13 protein-coding genes and 1 pseudogene are annotated in these 19398 nt (G+C 72.9%); 10 read left to right on the forward strand and 4 right to left on the reverse strand.

Annotated features, from left to right (window positions below; translation table 11 throughout):
- The first annotated feature begins 142 nt into the window (after nt 1-142).
- From AC0VYM_RS13115 to AC0VYM_RS13125, 3 genes are read left to right on the forward strand one after another with little or no spacing between them, the layout of a single operon-like run.
- Nucleotides 143-1561: a sensor histidine kinase gene (locus AC0VYM_RS13115; RefSeq protein WP_475462547.1), complete on the forward strand. Its 1419-nt coding sequence runs from the start codon at nt 143-145 to the stop codon at nt 1559-1561.
- Between the two features lie 47 nt (nt 1562-1608).
- Nucleotides 1609-2646: an AI-2E family transporter gene (locus AC0VYM_RS13120; RefSeq protein ID WP_475463027.1), complete on the forward strand. Its 1038-nt coding sequence runs from the start codon at nt 1609-1611 to the stop codon at nt 2644-2646.
- Between the two features lie 32 nt (nt 2647-2678).
- Entirely contained in the window at nt 2679-3341 is a 663-nt protein-coding gene (locus tag AC0VYM_RS13125) for a TVP38/TMEM64 family protein (protein ID WP_475462548.1), read from the forward strand.
- 31 nt (nt 3342-3372) lie between these two features.
- On the opposite strand, the gene AC0VYM_RS13130 is transcribed toward AC0VYM_RS13125, so the two are convergent.
- On the reverse strand, nt 3373-4683 hold the full coding sequence (locus AC0VYM_RS13130) for an ABC transporter substrate-binding protein (protein WP_475462549.1): 1311 nt from the start codon (nt 4681-4683) through the stop codon (nt 3373-3375).
- A 372-nt stretch (nt 4684-5055) separates the two neighbouring features.
- Here AC0VYM_RS13130 and AC0VYM_RS13135 point away from each other — a divergent pair, with 372 nt between their 5' ends.
- From AC0VYM_RS13135 to AC0VYM_RS13145, 3 genes and pseudogenes are all read left to right on the forward strand, one after another.
- Nucleotides 5056-10926 (forward strand): SDR family NAD(P)-dependent oxidoreductase, encoded by a 5871-nt coding sequence (locus AC0VYM_RS13135; RefSeq protein ID WP_475462550.1) that lies wholly within the window; start codon nt 5056-5058, stop codon nt 10924-10926.
- Nucleotides 10923-11381, forward strand: a complete 459-nt coding sequence (locus AC0VYM_RS13140) for an acyl-CoA thioesterase (protein ID WP_475462551.1) — start codon at nt 10923-10925, stop codon at nt 11379-11381. The genes AC0VYM_RS13135 and AC0VYM_RS13140 overlap by 4 nt, the downstream gene beginning before the upstream one ends.
- An 80-nt stretch (nt 11382-11461) precedes the next feature.
- Nucleotides 11462-11785 (forward strand): annotated as a pseudogene (locus tag AC0VYM_RS13145) (flavin reductase family protein); the annotation flags it as partial.
- Nucleotides 11786-11826: 41 nt separating this feature from the next.
- Here AC0VYM_RS13145 and AC0VYM_RS13150 read toward each other — a convergent pair.
- The 3 genes from AC0VYM_RS13150 to AC0VYM_RS13160 are packed head-to-tail and all read right to left on the reverse strand — an operon-like array spanning nt 11827 to nt 14299.
- Nucleotides 11827-12528: a TetR/AcrR family transcriptional regulator gene (locus tag AC0VYM_RS13150; RefSeq protein WP_475462552.1), complete on the reverse strand. Its 702-nt coding sequence runs from the start codon at nt 12526-12528 to the stop codon at nt 11827-11829.
- Complete coding sequence (locus AC0VYM_RS13155) at nt 12525-13481, reverse strand: DUF1702 family protein (protein ID WP_475462553.1); 957 nt, start codon at nt 13479-13481, stop codon at nt 12525-12527. The genes AC0VYM_RS13150 and AC0VYM_RS13155 overlap by 4 nt, the downstream gene beginning before the upstream one ends.
- Entirely contained in the window at nt 13478-14299 is an 822-nt protein-coding gene (locus tag AC0VYM_RS13160; RefSeq protein ID WP_475462554.1) for a helix-turn-helix domain-containing protein, read from the reverse strand. Before AC0VYM_RS13160 ends, AC0VYM_RS13155 begins: the two co-directional genes overlap by 4 nt.
- A 586-nt stretch (nt 14300-14885) precedes the next feature.
- Between AC0VYM_RS13160 and AC0VYM_RS13165 the strand changes: the two genes are divergently transcribed.
- The 4 genes from AC0VYM_RS13165 to AC0VYM_RS13180 all read left to right on the forward strand — a co-directional run bounded on the left by AC0VYM_RS13165 (nt 14886) and on the right by AC0VYM_RS13180 (nt 19377).
- Nucleotides 14886-16193 (forward strand): HEAT repeat domain-containing protein, encoded by a 1308-nt coding sequence (locus AC0VYM_RS13165; RefSeq protein ID WP_475462555.1) that lies wholly within the window; start codon nt 14886-14888, stop codon nt 16191-16193.
- 56 nt (nt 16194-16249) lie between these two features.
- Nucleotides 16250-16885, forward strand: a complete 636-nt coding sequence (locus AC0VYM_RS13170) for a DUF6073 family protein (RefSeq protein WP_387518557.1) — start codon at nt 16250-16252, stop codon at nt 16883-16885.
- An 84-nt stretch (nt 16886-16969) separates the two neighbouring features.
- A complete protein-coding gene (locus AC0VYM_RS13175) occupies nt 16970-18076 on the forward strand; it encodes an SRPBCC domain-containing protein (RefSeq protein ID WP_475462556.1) in 1107 nt (368 codons plus the stop codon).
- Nucleotides 18073-19377, forward strand: coding sequence for an AarF/UbiB family protein (locus tag AC0VYM_RS13180; protein ID WP_475462557.1), 1305 nt, complete (start codon nt 18073-18075; stop codon nt 19375-19377). The genes AC0VYM_RS13175 and AC0VYM_RS13180 overlap by 4 nt, the downstream gene beginning before the upstream one ends.
- Nucleotides 19378-19398 lie beyond the last annotated feature (21 nt).

Consider the following 19398-nt stretch of genomic DNA (forward strand, 5'->3'; position numbering starts at 1 on the left):
GCCCCGCGAGCGTCCTCCCGCTCGCGGGGCGGCGCGGGGGGCGAAAGAACCCGTGTCGGGATCTCGCACACCTTCGTACGTTTCGGTCGCCACACCGGTGACCCTTCAAGGGTTTCTTATTGCCCTGAGTAACAATGGGTGCGTGGCAGAACGGTACGAGCGATCCTGGAGACCCTGGCGCGCACTACGTCCGCGCAGTATCCGAGCCCGGGTCACACTCGGTGCCGTCGCCATCCTCGCCCTGGTCATCTGTGTTCTCCTCAGCGCCTCCATCCTGCTGATCCGGGAAGTCACCCTGACCGAGCTCCGGGACCGGGCCGCCGAGGGAGCCCGGCACGTGGCCGACCACATCATGACGGAGCGTTACGACGGTCCGATTCCGGCCTCCGAACCCATCCTGCGCTTCCAGGTGGTGGACTGGGAGACCGACGAGGTCCTGGCGTCCAGTGTGGCCCTGAGCGGGGTGCCGCCCCTGAACGAGCAGGACCCCGCGCCCGACGACTTCCGTGTCGACGACTACGTCTGCGACGTCATCCCCGAGGACGACACCGGGGACTGCTTCCAGGTGGTGGGGTACGTCGTCAACGGCTCCGTCTACGGCGACAACGTCATGGTGCTCGCCGCCACCCGCACCCCGCTCATCCTGGGCGACAAGGTCCTGGAGCTCGTCCTGATGGGCGCCTCGGCCCTGCTGATCTTCGGCTCGGGTTTCGTCATCTGGTACGGCGTCGGCCGGGCCCTGCGCCCGGTGGGGCGGATCAGCGACGAGATGGAGCAGATCTCCGTCAGCGACCTGCACCGCAGACTCCCGTTGCCCAAGAGCGACGACGAGATCGCCCACCTGGCGCGCACCGCGAACTCCAGTCTGGCCCGTTTGGAGGAGGCGGTCACCCGGCAGCGCCGGTTCGTCTCCGACGCCTCCCACGAACTGCGCAACCCGATCGCGGGGATGCGCACCAAGCTGGAGGTCGAGCTCTCCGATCCCGACCCCGACCTGCGCGCTCGGGAACGGCTGCTGACGGGGCTGCTCTCCGACACCGAGCGGTTGGAGAACATCGTCGGGGACCTCCTGGAGATGGCCCGCCTGGACACCGACCAGGCGGTGTCACGCGAGCGGGTCGACCTCGCGGAAGTCGCGCGGCAGGAGTTCTCCGGCCAGCCCGGTCCGCCCCAGCTGTTCCTGCACGCATCGGAACCCGTGTACGCGCTGGTCAACCGGTTGCGCATCGTTCGGGTGCTCACCAACCTCGTCGCCAACGCCACACGCCACGCCAACGGCCGAATCGACGTCATCGTGCAGCACCACGAGGGAGCGGCCGTGGTCGAGGTGCACGACGACGGGTCGGGCATCCCGGTCAAGGACCGGGAACGCGTCTTCGAGCGGTTCGCGCGGCTGTCGGAGTCCAAGGAGCGCGACCCGGGCGGCAGCGGCCTGGGACTGGCCATCTCCCGGGAGATCGCGGGCGCCTACGGCGGCACCCTGGTGGCCGGGCACAGCGACCTGCTCGGCGGTGCCCTCTTCACCCTGCGCATCCCCGACCCACCGGAGCGGAGCCAGTGACAGCCAAGAAGCGCGAACCCGCCGAGCGGCGACCGGAACGGCAACCGGTGACCGAGGAGGCGCGGCGCCCCAACTACTTCCTGCTCGGCTTCGTCGGGGCCCTGGGGGTGCTCAGCGCCTGGCTGCTGGTGCAGGCCCTGACGGGTGCCCGGGCGGTGTTCGTCTACATCCTGGTCGCGCTCTTCCTCGCGATCGGGCTCAACCCCGCCATCGAGGCCCTGCGGCGGCTGCGGCTGCCCCGCTGGGCCGCGATCCTCTCGGTCTGCCTCGCTCTGGTGGCCTTCCTGGTCGTGTTCGTGTGGGCGATCGTTCCGCCCCTGACCCAGCAGGTCAGCAGCTTCGCGTCGTCCCTGCCCTCGTCGCTGGACCAGCTCCAGCACTCGGCGTTCTTCCGGGACCTCGACCGGCGCTACGACGTGCTCGACCGGATCGAGGGCGTGGTCTCGGGCGGCGACTTCGGCCAGCAGGTCTTCGGCGGACTCGTCGGCGTGGGCCAGGTGGTGTTCAACTCGCTGTTCGCCACCTTCACGGTCCTCATCCTCACCCTGTTCTTCATGGCCTCGCTGCCGGGCATCATGGACGTCACCTACCGGTTCGTGCCCCGCTCGCGCCGGTCCGGGGTCCGCGAGATCGGGGACGAGATCGTCCAGCGCATCGGGGCGTTCATCGCCGGTCAGCTGCTGGTCGCGGGGCTCGGCGGTGTGGTGGCCTTCCTCTTCCTGTGGCTGACCGGCTCGGCGTACGCGCTCACCCTGGCCCTGGTGGTCGCGGTGACGGCGCTGATCCCGCTGATCGGCACCACGATCGGCGCGGTGGTGGCGTCGCTGGCGGTGGCCGTCGGTGACCCGTTGATGGGCCTGGTCACCCTGGTGTTCTTCCTGATCTACCAGCAGATCGAGAGCTACGTGATCGCGCCCAGGGTGATGCGGCACGCGGTGGACGTGGTGCCCACGGTCAACATCACGGCGGCGCTGCTGGGCGGCGCCCTGCTCGGCCTGGTGGGTGCCCTGCTGGCCATTCCGACGGCGGCGGCGCTCACCCTGGTGCTGAAGAAGGTGGTCTTTCCCCGCCTGGAACAGCGCTGAGTACCCCCGAACCAGCCCCTAACCTGGGACGAATGGGGCACAGGTGGGGGCAGGTGTGGCGCGTGGCGCTGCTCGTGGTGTGGGTCGCCGTCCTGGCGTGGGCGATCCTGCGCGGGCCGGACCTGGAGGCGGTGCGGGCCTGGACGGCGGACGCCGGGTTCTGGGGCGCGGTGGTCTACCTGGCGGCCTATGTCCTGGCGGTGCAGGCGCTGGTGCCGCGCCCGGCCCTGAACATCGCCGGAGGTCTGCTGTTCGGCCTGGTCGCGGGGGTGGTCCTTGCTCTGGCCGGAGGGGTGCTGGCCGCCGTCGTCCAGTTCGCGGTGGCCCGGTACGTGGCCGGGGACGCGCTCTCCCGGCGTCTCCCCGAACGGGTTCGGGCCCGGTTGGAGGGGCTGGTGGGACGACGGGCACTGCTGGCCGTCGTGCAGCTCCGACTCGTCCCGGTGATTCCCTACCAGATGGTCAACTACGGTTTCGGGCTGACCGGGCTGGGGGCCGCGCCCTTCGCCCTGGGGACCGCCCTCGGGTCGCTGCCCGCCACGGCCGCGATGGTGCTGGTCGGCACGGGCGGGATCGACCTCGGGTTCCCGGTGGCGGTGGCCACGGGGGCGGCGGCCGCGCTCCTCGCGCTGGCCTGGTGGCTGCGCTCGCGCCGTCGCCGCGCGCGGGAGCGGGAACGGCGGTTCCGGGCCTGATCCGGTGCGGCCCGGCCCGCCGTTCGCAGGCTCAGCCGAACAGGGGAACCTCGTCCGGGTCGGGCCGGTCCAGCTCGAAGGGGAGGATCTCCCCGCCGTCGCTGTCGGTGACCCGGGGTTCCTGGAGGACCTCGGGCTCCTCACCGGCGCGGTTGCGCACCACCATCACCCCGGAGTAGCCGCTGTGGTCGTTCTCGGTGGCGACGAAGGGCACCAGGCCGGGGCCGGTCCACTCCCGTGAGTTGAGGGTCCGCAGCAGCCGCTCGCGGTCCAGGTCGGGGCCGACCTCCATGAGCAGCTGGGCGAACAGGGTCGCCTGCACCATGCCGTACACCGTGGTGTCGGTGAAGGGCGCGCCCTCGTTGTACTCCTCGTGGATCTCCCGGTAGAAGGCGGTCCACGGGTCGTCGCTCTGGGCGGCCATCGGGAGGAAGGCGGTGATGATGAGTCCGTCGGTGAAGGCCTCCGGTGGCACGTCCTCGGCCGGTGTGCCCTCGGCGTACTCCTCGATGAGCTGGGAGACGATCTCCACGTCGCCGCCGAAGCTGGGCGCCACCCACTGCGGTTCGTAGCCGATCGACCGGGCCTCCAGGATGGCCAGGCCGAGGAAGGCCGGGATGCAGTAGCAGACCGCGACGTCGGCGTCGGCCGCCTTGAGCTCGGCCACCTGGCCGTCCAGCTCGGGGACGCCGGGGTCGTAGGACTCCCAGGCGACGATGTCGTCCATGAGGTACTGCTCGATCCCCGCGTGCGAGGCGGGGCCGACGTCGTCGTTCTGGTAGAGGAGGCCGACGTCGTCACCGGGGAAGTTCTCCGCGATGTAGGCGCCCTGGACCTTGGCCTCCTTGGAGTAGTCCACCTGGAAGCCGTAGCTGTGGGGGTACTCCTCGGGCTGGTCCCACGCCAGCGCGCCGGAGGAGACGAAGAGGTCGGGGACGCCCTCGTCGTTCAGCTCCTCGATGACCGACTCGTGGGTGGGGGTGCCCAGACCGCCGAGGAGCGCGAAGATCTCGTCGTCGTTGATCAGGGAGCGCGTTGCGTCCATGGTCCGCGCGGGGTCGAAACCGTCGTCCTCGACCCGGTAGTCGATCCGCCTGCCGTGGATGCCGCCGTTGTCGTTGACGTAGTCGAAGACGGCGCTGGCCCCGGTGGAGACGTGCACGAACCCCGGGGAGGCCGGTCCGGTCAGCGGTTGGTGGGTCCCGATGACGACGCTGTCGTCGGTGACCCCCGTGGTGGCGGCGCCGGGGGAGGTCTCCTCGTCGGACGACTCGGAGGCGCCGCAGGAGGCGGCGAGTACCGCGACGGCGAGTGCCGCGGCGGCTGTTCCCAGTGTTCGCATGTGGTTTTCCTGAACTCGTTGTGCCTTCGCTGCGGGGGGCCTGACGGCCCTTTGGGGGAAAGCGGCTTCGTGCTCGGGAGAAGGAGAGTGAGGCGACGGTGCCTACTCGCCAGTACGTTACCGGCTGGTAAACATCATACGAACGGGCCCCGCGCCTGCAACCAGCGGTAGCCCTCACGGGGGTCGCGGGCACCTCGCCCCGCTCTCCGGGGGCCGCGCGGAACCCGGGGCCCGAATTCAGGAATATAACAGCGTTACCCCATAAAAGGCCCTCCTTCGCAAAAACGAAGAAGAAAGCGACGGGGCGCCGATTCATGCTGGACCGCGCGAACAGAAGTCATTCCTGTTGTTCCCACGGACCGGAGGTGCCCCATGGGCGGCGAGCGGATCGCGATCGTGGGCATCGGCCTCTGCTACCCGGACGCCGACACGCCCGAACAGCTGTGGGAGAACGTGTTGGCGGGCCGCAGGGCCTTCCGCGCGCTCCCCTCCGAACGCCTCAGTCTGGACGACTACTGGTCGCCCGACCCGGACGCGCCCGACCGTTTCTATTCCGACCGGGCGGCACTTCTCCGCGGATTCACATTCGACCGGAAGAAGCACCGGGTGGCCGGCAGCACCTTCCGGTCCACGGACATGACGCACTGGCTCGCCCTGGAGACGGCGGACCGGGCCCTGGCCGACGCCGGCCACCCCGGGGGCGAGGGGCTGCCCCGCGCCACCACCGGGGTCGTCCTGGGAAACAGCCTCACCGGCGAGTTCTCCCGGGCGAACGCGATGCGCCTGCGCTGGCCCTACGTCCGCCGCACCCTTGCCGCCGCGCTCCGGGAGCGGGGCTGGGGCGCCGAGGAGTCCGCGCCCTTCCTCGCGGAGCTGGAGACCTCCTACAAGCGCCCCTTCCCGGAGGTGGACGAGGACACGCTCGCCGGTGGGCTCTCCAACACCATCGCCGGACGCCTGTGCAACCACTTCGACCTCAACGGCGGCGGCTACACCGTCGACGGCGCCTGCTCCTCCTCCCTGCTGGCGGTCACCACCGCAGCGCGGGCGCTGATCGACGGGGACCTGGACGTGGCACTCGCCGGGGGAGTGGACCTGTCCGTCGACCCCTTCGAACTCGTCGGCTTCGCGCGGACCGGGGCCCTGGCCACCGGCGAGATGCGCGTCTACGACCGCTCCTCCAACGGCTTCTGGCCCGGCGAGGGCTCGGGCGCCGTCGTCCTCATGCGTGAGGACGACGCCCGCGCGCGCGGCGCCCGCGTCTACGCGCTGGTCACGGGCTGGGCGGTCTCCTCCGACGGACGCGGCAGTATGACCAGGCCCGAGGAGACCGGCCACGGCCTCGCGCTCCGGCGCGCCTACCAGCGGGCGGGGTACGGAGCCGACACCGTCGGCTACTTCGAGGGGCACGGCACCGGGACCGCGCTGGGCGACGCCACCGAGATCGCCGCGCTGTCCCACGCCCGGGGGCCGCGTCCCTCCCGTCCCGCCGCACTGGGAACCGTCAAGGCCAACATCGGCCACACCAAGGCCGCCGCCGGGGTGGCCGGGCTCATCAAGGCGGCCCTGGCCGTCCACCACGGCACCATCCCGCCGGGCACCGCCCACCACGACCCCCACCCGCTCCTGACGGGGGATGCGCCCGCCCTCCGCGTCCCCGAGCGGGCCGAGCCCTGGCCGGGGGACCACCCCGTGCGCGCCGGGGTGTCGGCCATGGGCTTCGGGGGGATCAACGCCCACGTCGCGCTGGAGGCCGCTCCCGGCCACGCCACCGGTCCCGACGCCCGTGCCCGGGCCGTGGTCGCGGGGCGGCAGGACGCCGAGCTCCTGCTCCTGGACGCGGACTCGGCCGAGGGCCTGCGGCGGGAGCTCGGCCGTCTGGCCGACCTGCTGCCCCGGCTCTCCTACGCCGAACTCACCGACCTGGCCGCGTCCCTGGCGCGCCGCCTGGCGGATCGGCCCGTGCGCTGCGCGCTGGTCGCCGCCGACCCGCGCTCGGCGGCCCGGGCGGCCACGGCCCTGACGGACCGCCTGGACGAGGGTGTGACCGAGGTGTTCTCGGCGGCGTCCGGGACCTTTCTCTCCCGCCACGACCGGGCGCCCCGGATCACCTTCCTGTTCCCGGGGCAGGGGTCGGGACACGGACGGCGGGGCGCGGTGCGCAGCCGCTTCGCCCGTGCCGAGGCGGCCCTGGCCCGCGCGGACCTGCCCGAGGGAGCCGACCCGGCGGCCACCGAGGTCGCCCAGCCCCGGATCGTCGCGGGCTCCCTGGCGGCGCTGGCCGTTCTGGAGGAACTGGGGGTGTCGGCGGAGACCGCCGTCGGCCACAGCCTCGGTGAGCTCACCGCGCTGCACTGGGCCGGGGCCATGGACGCCGAACGCCTCCTGTCGGTGGCCTCCGGCCGGGGCCGCGCCATGGCGGCCACCGGAACGGGGAACGGCGCCATGGCCGGACTGTCGGCCGGACCCGAGCGGGTCGCCCTCCTGCTTCGTGAGCTCGCCGCCGCACCCGGAGAGGAGGTGGTCGTCGCGGGCCACAACGGACCGGACCATACGGTCGTCTCCGGGCCGGTCGCCGGGGTCGAACGCCTCCGGTCCCTGGCGAAGGAGCGGGGTGTCTCCTCGGCGCGGATCAACGTCTCCCACGCCTTCCACTCGCCGCTGGTGGCCCCGGCCGCCACCGCGCTGGACCGCCTCCTCTCCGAGACCACCTTCGCGCCCCTGAGCGGGAGGGTCGTCTCCACCGTCACCGGCACCGACCTCGCGCACGACACACCGCTGCGGAGCCTGCTGCGCGACCAGGTGGTGCGGCCGGTCCTCTTCCACGAAGCGGTGACCCGCGCGGCGACCGACACCGACCTCTTCCTGGAGGTGGGGCCCGGCAGGGTCCTCTCGGACCTCACCGCGCGCGCCGCCGCCGACGTCCGCGTGCTGCCCACCGACACCGACTCCGCCTCCCTGCGACCGCTCCTGAACGCTCTGGGGGCCGCCTTCGCGCTGGGGGCGCCGTTGGACACCGAAAGCCTCTTCCGGGGCCGCCTCACCAGGGAACTGCCGGAGACGTTCACCTTCCTCGCGAACCCCTGCGAGAGCGCCCCGGTGTCTCTCCGGGAGGGAGACACCGCCACGACCGGGTCCGCGCCCGAGCCCGCCGCCGGGGACACACCCGCCACCGCACCCGAACCGACCGTCGCGGAGGGGACGGACACCCTCCAGCTCCTGCGCGAACTCGTGGCCGCGCGGGTCGAACTGCCGGTGGACACCGTCACCGAGCACACCCGGCCGCTCGACGAACTGCACCTGAGCTCCATCACCGTCGGCCAGATCGTCAACGAGGCCACGCGCGCCAAGGGCCTGCCGCCGTTGGAGGCGACCAGCGGCTACGCCACCTCCAGCCTGGCCGACCTCGCCGCGACCATCGACGACCTGGCCGGTACCGCCGGTGCGGGGACCGGGCCCACTGGGGAACCCGCCGGAATCGGGCCCTGGGTACGCTCCTTCCGGGTCGGCCACCGGCAGTCCCCGCCCCCTGCGGCACCGACGGCCCCGGTCCGGGCCGCGTCCGCCCCCTGGTCCGTGTACGCGCCCCCGGGTCACCCCGTGGCCGAACCCCTGCGTGCCGCGCTATCCGGCGCCGGGATCGGTGCGGGCGTCCTCCTCGTCCCCGACGGCGAGGAGACCGCGTCGGCGCTCACCGCCGCCCAGGAGGCCGAACGGCGCGGGGTACGGCTGGTCGTCCTCCAGGACCGCCCCCTGGTGTCCGGGCTCGCGCGCACCCTGCACCTGGAGGCTCCCCACACACCCGTCACCGTCGTGGAGGCGGCCGACACGGCCCCGACCGGCTCCGAGGAGGTCCGCGGCCTGATCACGACGGTCGTCGCCGAGACCGCCGCCACCACCGCCTACGCCGAGTCCCGGCACGGCGCCGACGGGTCCCGCGCCGTCCCGGTCCTGACCGTCCTCCCGCAGGGGGACGAACCCGTGCGGGACCCCGTCCTCGGCCCGGACGACGTCCTCCTGGTCACCGGCGGGGGCAAGGGCATCACGGGGGAGTGCGCCCGGGCCCTGGCCGACGAGCACGGCCTCAGCCTGCTCCTCCTGGGCCGCGCCGACCCCGCCGCCGACCCCGAGCTGGCGGCCAACCTGGAACGGCTCACCGCCGCCGGGGTGCGCCACCGCTACGAACGCGCCGACGTCACCCGGCCCGACCAGGTCCGGGAGGCCGTCGAACGCGCGGCCGGGCTGGGACCGGTCACCGCGGTGCTGCACGGCGCCGGGCGCAACGAACCCGCGCCGCTCGGCGCACTCACCCCCGACGCCGTCCACGCCACGCTCGCCCCCAAGACCGACGGACTGCGCGCGGTGCTGGACGCCGTCGACCCCGGCCGACTCCGCCTTCTGGTCACCTTCGGCAGCGTCATCGGACGCGCGGGGCTGCGCGGCGAGGCCCACTACGCCCTGGCCAACGACCGCATGAGCGCCCTGACCGCCGAGTACGGCCGACGCCACCCGCACACCCGCGTCCTGGCGGTGGAGTGGTCGGTGTGGTCCGGAGCGGGCATGGGCGAGCGGATGGGCGTGGTCGAGGCGCTGGGCCGCGAGGGCGTCACGCCCATCTCCGTGGACGAGGGCGTCCGGGAACTGCGCCGACTCCTCTCCCACCCCGACCCCGGACCCGTGGTGGTCGTCAGCGGCCGCACCGGTCCCGCGCCCACGCTCCACCGGCCCGCGGAACTTCCGCTGGGACGGTTCGTGGACCGCGCCGTGGTGCACTACCCCGGCGTCGAGCTGATCACGGAGACGGAGCTGTCCGCCGCGAGCGACCCCTACCTGGCCGACCACATGCTGGACGGCGACGCCCTCCTGCCCGCCGTCCTGGGCATGGAGGCGATGGCCCAGACCGCCGCCGCCCTCAGCGGCCACACGGGAGTCCCCGTGCTGGAGGACGCCGAGTTCCTGCGCCCCGTCACGGTCCCGCCCACGGGGAGCACCACCGTCCGGGTCGCCGCGCTGCTGCGGGACCCCGGCACGGTGGACGTCGCGGTGCGCAGTGAGGAGACCGGGTACGCCACCGACCACTTCCGGGCCGTCCTGCGCTGGCCCGCCCCGGACACGGTCTCCGAGCGGGGCGGCCGCCGCACCGGGCCCGCGCTGCCCCGCGTACCCCTGGACCCCGCCACCGACCTCTACGGAGGCCTGCTCTTCCAGGGCAAACTGTTCCAGCGCCTGCTGGCCTACCGGAAGGTGAGCGCGCGTCACACGGTGGCCGAGGTCGAGGCGCACGCCACCGGCGCCGCCGCGTGGTTCGCCCCCTACCTGCCCCAGGACCTCGTCCTGGCCGACCCGGGCGCGCGGGACACCGTCATGCACGCGCTTCAGACCGGCGTACCCGACGCCGTCCTGCTCCCCGAACGCGTGGACCGCCTCCGCCCCGCCGACCCCGGCGACCGGTACGACGGCCCCCTGGTCGTGGACGCCAGGGAACGCGACCGGGACGGCGACTCCCTCACCTACGACGTGGACGTGCGCGACCCCTCGGGCCGGGTGGTCGAACGCTGGGAGGGACTGCGCCTGCGGGCGGTGCGCTCACGCGGAGGCCGGGGCCCCTGGCTCCCGGCGCTGCTCGGCCCCCACCTCGAACGTTCGCTGGAGAGGGTGCTGGGACCAGGGATCGCGGTCGCCGTGGAACCGGAGCCCGCCACCACTCCCGGCGGATCCCGCTCCACCGAGGAGCGGCGCGCCCGGTCCGAGCTGGCCGTCAGCCGGCTCCTGGACCGCCCCGCCGCACTCCGGCACCGGGCGGACGGCCGTCCCGAGGCGGCCGGTGCGCACGTCTCGGTCTCCCACGGCGCCGGGGTGACGATGGCCGTCACCGGCCCGGAACCGCTCGGCTGCGACGTCGAGAGCGCCACCGAACGCCCACGGGCCGTCTGGGCCGACCTGCTCGGCCCCGCCGCCCTGGCCGTCGCTGACCTCCTCTCCCGAGAGACCGGCGAGGACCCCGCGGTCACCGGGACACGGGTGTGGGGAGCGCTGGAGTGCCTGCGCAAGACCGGCACGGCCACCAGGGCCCTCACCCTGGAGCGGGTCGACCCCGACGGCTGGACCGTCCTGGCCTGCGGGGAAGTCAGGATCGCCACCTGGTCGACCCGCCTGGCGAACGAGGGCCCGCCCGTGGTCGTCGCGGTGTCCGACCGCGCGCCCGGCACCACCCACCCGACCCGAGAGGAACCGCGACCGTGAACGTCCACCACGGCTACTACGAGATGCGCCACGTCGTCGGCCTGGAGGAGACCAACCTCGTCGGCAACGTCTACTACGCCCACTACCTGCGCTGGCAGGGGAGGTGCCGCGAGATGTTCCTCCGGGAGCACGCCCCCGGCATCCTCGGCGAGCTGCGCGAGGACCTGAAGCTGTTCACGCTCCGAGTGGACTGCGACTTCCTGACGGAGACGACCGCCTTCGACGAACTCGCGGTACGCATGCGCCTGGAGGAGCTGACCCAGACCCAGATCGCGTTCGCCTTCGACTACGTCCGCCTGGAGGCCGCCGGGGAGACCCTCGTGGCCCGCGGCGGGCAGCGGGTGGCCTGCATGCGCGGCCCCAACAACGCCACCGTTCCGGCCCGGGTCCCCGACGGACTGCGCCGCGCGCTCGCGCCGTTCTCGACGGCGGCCCCGCACCCGGCGGGTGGCTGATGGCCGGGCTGCGCGGGGTGATGTCCCGCTTCGCCACCGGCGTCACCGTCCTGACCGTGGGCGGCGACGCCCCCCACGGCATGACCGCGAACGCCTTCACCTCGGTCTCGCTCGACCCCCCGCTGGTGCTGTGCTGCGTCTCGCTCAGCGCGCGCCTGTACGGTGCCGTGACCGGAACCGGGACCTTCGGGGTGTCCCTGCTGGCGGCGGGACAGGAGGGGGCGGCCCGTCACTTCGCGGACAAGACCCGTCCCGACGGACCGGCCCAGTTCTCCGGGTTCGGCTGGGCGCCGGGCCCCCGGACCGGAGCGCCCCTGCTGTCCGGCTCCCTGGGCTGGCTGGAGTGCGAGGTGGAACGGTGCTACCCGGGCGGTGACCACGCGATCCTCCTGGGCCGGGTGGTCACCGCCCTCCCGGGGACGGGGTCCGAGGCCCTCCTGTTCGTTCACGGAGAGCTGCGCGCCGCCTCCCCGCGCGGAACCCGTGCGCCGGGTGGGCCGAAGACCGACCGGAAGGTCGCCCCCGAGGCGGTGACGGAGCGGGACGCGCTCTCCGGGCGGTCGCCCGCACCCGTCATCAGCGCGCACAGCTGGGTCTCGAAGCAGGAGTCGGCCCCGTAGGGCTCGACCAGGTAGTCCCCCAGCTCCAGGGAGGCCAGCCCGTGGACGGCGCTCCACATGTGGTGCGCGACCATCGCGCTGTCGGCGTCGCGGAACCGGCCGGACCCGACGCACCGGCCCACGCACTCGATCACCCCGACCATCGTGTACCGGCCGTGCTGGCGGTCCTCCTCGGTCAGGGTGAACCCGCCCAGGGACGCGGCGCCGAACATCACCGCGTACAGGTGGGGGTTGGAGACCGCGTTCAGGCGGTAGGCGCGCCCGAACAGGGCGAGGTCGGCGACCGGGTCCGTGCTGGGAGCCACCCGCGCGAAGTGCGCGTGCAGCCGGGAGAACCCCTCATGGACCATCGCCCGCACCAGCCCGGGCATACCGTCGAAGTGGGTGTACACGGCCATGGTCGAACACCCCGCCTCGCGGGCCACCCGGCGGGTGGTCAGGGCGCCGGGCCCCTCGGCGGACAGAAGCCGGGCCGCCACCCTGATGAGGGCGGGGCGCACCCGGGGGTCCACCCGCCGGGGGCTCACCGCGCCAGCCGATCCGCCAACCGGGCGCGCCAGGTCTCGTAGGCGGGCACGGAGTCGCCCGGCCGCTCCTCCCGGGGCCGGGTCTCCCTGGCCAGGGCGGCCGCCTCCTCAGGCGTCCTGTGGCACAGCGCCGCGGTGGCGACACCCACATGGGGGACCACCAGACCCGCGCGGGCCCGGGCCTCGGCGGCGAAGGCGCTGCCCTGGGCCAGCCAGGGGCGGTGCTTCCCCGCCCGCTCGCACAGCTCGGCCAGCCCGTCCGCGCCGCCGCCCGCGTAGGTGGCCGCCAGACCGATCCCGCCGTACAGGTCGGCCCTGCGCTCGTCACGGAAGGACTCCACCAGGTCGGCGGCGCGGCCGGGGTCGGCGCAGGCCACGAACCAGAGCGCCCGCCCCACCCCCTGGTCCACGGCCCGGGCCGCGTAGGCCGGGTCGCCGGACCATCGGGCGGGCCGGGGATCGGACCCCTGCGCCCGCACGAACCGGTCCGTGCGGAAGTAGGCCTGGTGGAACCCGTAGCCGTCCAGGACCAGCCACCGCAGCACGGGGTCGAAACCCGCGGGGTCCGGCCACAGCGGCCGGGGCAGGCGCGCCATGGCCCAGCCCGCACCCACGTAGGCCATGTACAGGTGGGGGTCCCCGGTGCCCCGGAGGAAGGCGCCCAGCCGTCCTCCCCGCCGGGTGAGGCCGTCCATGACGGCGAAGCCCATGGCGGCGCCCTCGTGGGCGAAACCGCGATAGCGCTCCGGCACGTCCTCCAGCAGCGGGCCGACCCGCTCGGTGGAGCCGGTCTCCACGGCGTGGCCGTACCCGGTGAGGAAGTACGCGCCCACGGTCTCGATCATGTGGCGCTCGGTCGGCCGTCCCGGGTGGAACCCCCGCGTGCTGACGCGGGTCTCGGCCGTGTTCGGGGTGAGGACGCGGCGTCGCAGGGACCGCACGACGGTGATCATCTGGGGCTCCCGGAGAGTGTGGCGTCGGTGGACGTGCGCTGCCGGGGCAGGGGCCGTTCGGGGTGGGGGACGGCCGAGGGAGGGGTCCGCAGCGTCACCGCGATGGGGGCGTCCGTGTTGGTCAGCCGCCGCATCGTGAAGCGCGTCCGCGTGCCGGTGCCGGGGCGGACGGTGACCCGGGCGGCGGGCGCGCCGACGAGGACGTCGGCGCTGTTGGCGGCGGTGCCCGGCGGCATCGCTACGGCCATCACCGTCCACGCTCCGGCGGGGACCGAGGGGAAGGTGAAGCGGGTGCTGGCGTCGGCGGGCAGCGCCAGGTGCGCGACGGGTGCCCGCTGGGGGATGGGATCGCGGTAGAGGCCGATGAACAGGTTGGTTCCGGGGCGGTGCCACGGGAGCTCGACGACGCCGCTGAGCGAGCCGGTGTGCTCGGCGGGGCGGGCCGCCCCGGGCTGCTGGGACGGACGGTTCAACTCCTTGAGCGGGGGCATCCGGCTGAACCCGCCGGAGGCGGCCACGAGCAGGCGCTCGACCTCGGGCCGACGGTACTGGCGGGGGGTCATGCCCGTGGCTCGGCTGAACCGGCTGGTGAAGGTGCCGACGCTGTTGTACCCGACGCTGTAGACGATGTCACAGACGGTCATGCGGGAGGCGACGAGGAGCTTCTTGGCCTCGAACATGCGAACGGCCGACAGGTACCGCCCCGGCGGGACGCCGATCTCCTGGGAGAAGACCCGCGACAGGTGGAAGGGGCTGACGAATACCTCCGCCGCGACGTCGTTCAGAGTGATGGGCTCCGAAAATCGCCTGTGAATCACCAAAACTGCCTCACGGACTGATTCGCGCAATGCTACTCCTCGTGATGCCGGGGGAATCTGGGTTCAGGGCGCACAGGACGGTCGGGGGTTCGTTCACGGCCGGGGCCGTCGCTCAATCTTGGCTATCGAAGTGGCGGTCGGCATCTCCCGTATTGCTCTTTCTTCGGCCTCGGAAGGGCGAAAGAACACTCCGGAAGTTGCGGAGGTCCAGGCCGGGGGAGTGCAATGCGCTTCCACGGTCGGGCGCGCGTGTTCGCGCGCTTACCCTGCGAGTTCGACCCGTCTTCGAGGTTTGGGGGCGCCCTGTTGGGGCTCCTGTTTTCACTGGAGTCCATGTGTGCACACAACGCGCACATTGGAACTCGGTTTCGCAAGGGGTGCCGAGCGTTATGCATTCTTGCGGAGAGTGAGGCGGGGTGGGATATTCCCCGGCTCTGTGGGTGGTGTGCGGGGTGGTGTTGTCAGTTCACATTTCCTGTGTCACGGCGGTTCGGCGCAATGCATGAGAAGGGATCCGGGAGGCTCCTCTCCTATCTTGGGACACATAATCCACGGTGCCGATTAACCCCGCTTAAGGAGAGATCAGATGGCGATCGACCTGGCGCACAAACAACCGCCACCGAACCCCGAGGACGCCGAGGCGCGCGCGGCCCTGGCCGGTCAGCCCCCGCTGACCGAACTGGCCACGGAACAGCGCGACGCGCTCAACTTCTCCTATCGCACGACGCTCAGCATGGACCCGCGCCTGGTCGCCGGCGACCCGGCCGCCTGGCAGAGCGACTTCGGGTACGCGCTGAACAAGGCCGCCGTGCGCCTGGACACCAGGACCGACGAGGAACTGGCGCGCGACGCCCTCAACCACCCCGACCCGGTCGCGCGGGAACAGGCCGTGTTCGAGTACGCCGACCGCGACCCGGCCGACGTCTTCGAGGTGCTGGAGCGCGTCGTCCGCACGGAGAAGGACCGCGAGATCCGGTGGGACACCCTGTGGGCCATCGAGAAGCTCGGCGGACCGCACGCCATGAGCACCCTCTCCCGCTTCCTCGACGACCCCGACCCGGAGATCGCGGAGTGGTCCAAGCTCTTCCTCAGCGAGCTCCAGACCGGTGACCCCGCCTTCGACTCCCGCGAGGCGGTCTTCACCGAGGGCCGTACCTTCGACGAGACCATCTACCTGCTCATCCACTGCGACCTCTACGTCCGCCTGGACGACACCAACCGGCACTGGGGCAAGCTCTCCCTCGGCCCGCGCGGGCTGGCCCGCGTCTACGGCCAGGCCCACGCCTGCCCCAACGTCGCCACCCGCGAACGCCAGCTCCTCATGGCCAAGACCATCGACGGCCTGTACGAGGACGGCACCCGGCACATGGACAACTACCTGTTCCGGGGCTTCACCGACCGGACCAGGGCGGACCGGGGGAACTTCTACTTCGAGTCCCAGGTCCCGCGCACCTTCTACCACTCCGGCCGCGCCGCCGACCCCAGCCAGGGCACCCGGCAGACCGACATCGGCTTCGCGCGCTTCGGCACGTGGTTCCTGGACCCCGACATCAAGGTGCGCGGCGAGTCCGCCATCCGCTACGTGCGGGGCCGCTTCCAGGGCTGGGGCTACACCGACGTCGCGAACATGGTGGACAAGGACATCACCGAGATCCTCGCCCCCGGCAACGGCATCCTGTCGACCCTGCACGACCCCGAGGTGGGACCGAAGACCAACGTCTTCATCCTCGGCACCTTCAAGGGCAAGCTCAACGACTGGGACGGGGACGGCCGGATCGACCTCAACTCCCGCGACGTGTACAGCACCGTCGACGGTGAGCTCGACAGCGACCAGGACGGCATCCCCGACGAGCCCGGGCGCACCTGCTCCGACCACCGCCCCGGGCGCGTCTGAGGCACCCCACGGGTCCCCCTCTCCCCGAGCACCCTCACGTGAAAGGCACGAAAGTCATGTCCGAAAAGAAGACCCTGCTCGGCCGCCCCGTGGACACCGACGGAGTACCGAACCTGTACGAGGGCTCGCCCGTCGTCAAGTGGAAGGCCCCCGAACCGGGGATCGACAACCTGGGACTGCACTCCTGGGACACCTTCGCCATCCCCGGCGTCGGAGAGTTCGACGTGGAGTTCGACGGCTGGGTCCGCGTGGTGCGTTCCCCCGCCACGGACGAGGAGTGGTCCGGCGCCGAGGTCTACACCAACCTCATCGAGATGCACATGACCGGTGCCTCCGAGGAACTGGGCACCATCACGGTGACCCTCAACCCGGAGTACCTCTCCGCCGGTCAGATCCGGACGCCCTTCGACCCCTACGCCGGTGAGGGCCCCTCGGCCAAGGCCTGCCGGATGGCGGTCGGCTGCATGTTCGACATCCCCAAGCTCGGCACCCGCCTGTTCAACCGCGAACCGGTCATCCTCACCATCGACGACGTGCGCTCCATCCCCCCGGCGGGTGCCCCCGGCAAGGGCCAGATCTACCGGATGCTGCCGCTCTACGACGTCAGGACCCCCTGGGACCAGCCGCTGGCCTACCTGACCAGCCTGAAGTTCAACATGGGCGGCTACCTGCCCCCCGAGCGCTTCGCCTGATCCCCGTCCGCGGGCGGACCGGCCCCGTGCCGGTCCGCCCGCCGACGCGTGTCCACCGCCCCCCACCGAACGGAGACACCGCCCATGTCCGTGGAGTCCGCCCCCGACGAGACCCGGGACCCCCGGCCGCCCCTGGACTCGGGTCCCCCCGACGGCCCGCAGTTCCCTCACGAGGTCCTGGCCTTCCCACCCCTGGGCTCCACCGGCGCCCACCCCGTCTCCCAGCGCCGATGGGAGGAACTGGTCAGCGACGTCCACGTGCGCGGTCACAGCGTCGACGACGTGTGGCGCGCCCTCACCGACCCCTACACCGTCGCCCAGTGGCTGGCCGACGCCGACGAGTTCTGGGCGGCGCCGGGACGGGAGAGCACCCTGGACTTCGAGGACGGCGAGTTCTTCTGGTGCCGCACCACCGTCACCGAACCCCCGAACGACGGCGCCGCGCTCCTGGAGTACCTGTGGCGCTGGGTCGGGGTGGGACCCGCCACCACCGTCCGCTGGGAGCTGTCCCAGCTGCCCGGCGCGGTCGTCCGCGTGCGCGTCGTCGAACGCGCCACCAACCCGCCCTCGGACTGGCGGTCCTGGAACGGGATGGGTTGGCCCGGCATCCTCGACCAGCTGGCCGAACACCTGCGGACCGGGCGGCGTCAGCGCTGGACCTGGCGCCGTATGGGCCCCTATGTGCAGACCGAGCTGCCGGTGAGCACCTTCGAGGCGTGGTCGGCCCTGACCAGCGTGCCGGCCCTCCAGTTCTGGCTGGGCCGCAGCTCCGGCACCCTCGACCCGGGCGGGCAGGTGGACTTCACCCTCGGTGACGCCAGCGGCGTCGCGCGCATCACCGTGGTCGAGCACGTCGAGGCCAACCAGAGCTTCCCCTCCTTCCAGCCGCGCCTGGAGTTCGAGCTGAGCCGTCCGAGCTGGCCCGGACCGCTCTCCTGCCACCTGTGGATCGAACCCGCCGGGCTCGGGCGCAGCGTCCTCCAGGTCTTCCACTCCGGATGGGAGCAGTTCGGGCAGCTCGAACACGCCCCCGTGGACCGGGGCCTGCTCGTCACCTTCTGGACCTCGGCCTTCCAGCGGTTGGCCATGATGTTGGGCGGTGGCCCCGGTGGCCCCGGTGGCCCCGGTGGCCCCGGTGGCCCCGACGGGGCTCCCGGTGACGGCCCGGGGCCCCACGCGTGGAGCCGGTGATCACCCCGGGTGGCCGGTCGGCCGCCGGGTTGGCCGACCCGGGACCGACCGCCGCTCCCGCGCCTCCCCTCGGCCGGGCGGTCCTCGCCCGCCGCCTGGGCGCTATCGCCCTCGTCGGGGTCGGTACGGCCGTCACCGCCCTGGCCGGGGCCGCCGTCGGGCTGGTCCTCGGCGGCCGCCGAGGCGCGCGACGCGGGGCTGCCCGCGCCGTGACGGGCGGCCTCCAGGCCCTCGGGCCCACCGCGGCGAAGGCGGGGCAGCTCGTCGGTGCCCGCCGCGACATGATCGGCCCGGAGTGGGCCGACGCCCTGTCCGTGCTCCACGACCGGTCCAGACCCATGTCCGAACGGCACCGGGCCAGGGCCCTGGCCCGGGCCAGGGCGGAGGTGCCCGCCCTGGCCGAGGTCGAGGTCACCGGGGTCCTGCTCGGGTCCGGCACGGTCGGCTGCGTCTACCTGGGACGCCACGGCCCGGACGAGGTGGCGGTGAAGCTGCGTCGCCCGGGGGTCGACCGGGTGATGACCGCGGACCTGCGGCTGCTGCGCGCCGCCGCCGCACTCGCCGTGCGCTTCGACGGCACCGGCGGCCGCCCCCTGGCCGATCTGGTCGACCACGTCAGCGCGGTGATCCTCGCGCAGACCGACTACACCGCCGAGGCCGACCACCACCGCACCCTGGAGCGCCACCTGTCCGGAATGCCGGGGGTGCTGATCCCGGGCCTGCGCCCCCGGCTGTGCGGCCCCAGCGTCCTGGTCACCGACTACGTGCCCGGACTGGGGGAGGGACCGCCCGGCGGCTTCACTCCCACGGCCCAGGCGGTGGCCGCGCGCCGAGCCCTGCGGGCGGTGCGGCGGATGGTCTTCGACGACGGGTTCGTCCACTGCGACCTGCACCCGGGCAACCTGTACGTGCACGGCAACGGCGCGGTCGTCCTGCTGGACGCCGGGTACGCCGTGCGCGTCTCGGACACCACCCGAGACCACCTGGACCGCTTCTTCCGGGCGGTGGCGCTCGGCGACGGGCGGACCTGCGGCGAGATCATGGCCGACACGGCCCTCGAACCGGTCGAAGCCGCGCGGCGGGAGGAGTTCGTCACGGCGATGGCCGCCCACGTGGCCAGGCACGCCTCGGGCGACGGGGTGTTCACGATGGCCGAGTTCGGCAACGGCGTCTTCGAACTCCAGACGCGCCACGGCGTGCACTCACGGGCCGAGTTCGTGTTCCCGTTGTCGGCCCTGCTGGTGGTGGAGGGGACCCTGCGCGACCTCATGCCGACGGTGGAGATCCAGAACGGGTTCTGACCCGGCACCGGGGACCCGCGC

The organism is Nocardiopsis sp. iso_237, from assembly GCF_056173345.1.

Coding starts and splice junctions, on each gene's coding strand:
- AC0VYM_RS13125 (WP_475462548.1), top strand. CDS start 2,679: ATGGGGCACAGGTGGGGGCAGGTGTGGCGCGTGGCGCTGCTCGTGGTG.
- AC0VYM_RS13130 (WP_475462549.1), bottom strand. CDS start 4,683: ATGCGAACACTGGGAACAGCCGCCGCGGCACTCGCCGTCGCGGTACTC.
- AC0VYM_RS13135 (WP_475462550.1), top strand. CDS start 5,056: ATGGGCGGCGAGCGGATCGCGATCGTGGGCATCGGCCTCTGCTACCCG.
- AC0VYM_RS13155 (WP_475462553.1), bottom strand. CDS start 13,481: ATGATCACCGTCGTGCGGTCCCTGCGACGCCGCGTCCTCACCCCGAAC.
- AC0VYM_RS13165 (WP_475462555.1), top strand. CDS start 14,886: ATGGCGATCGACCTGGCGCACAAACAACCGCCACCGAACCCCGAGGAC.
- AC0VYM_RS13170 (WP_387518557.1), top strand. CDS start 16,250: ATGTCCGAAAAGAAGACCCTGCTCGGCCGCCCCGTGGACACCGACGGA.
- AC0VYM_RS13175 (WP_475462556.1), top strand. CDS start 16,970: ATGTCCGTGGAGTCCGCCCCCGACGAGACCCGGGACCCCCGGCCGCCC.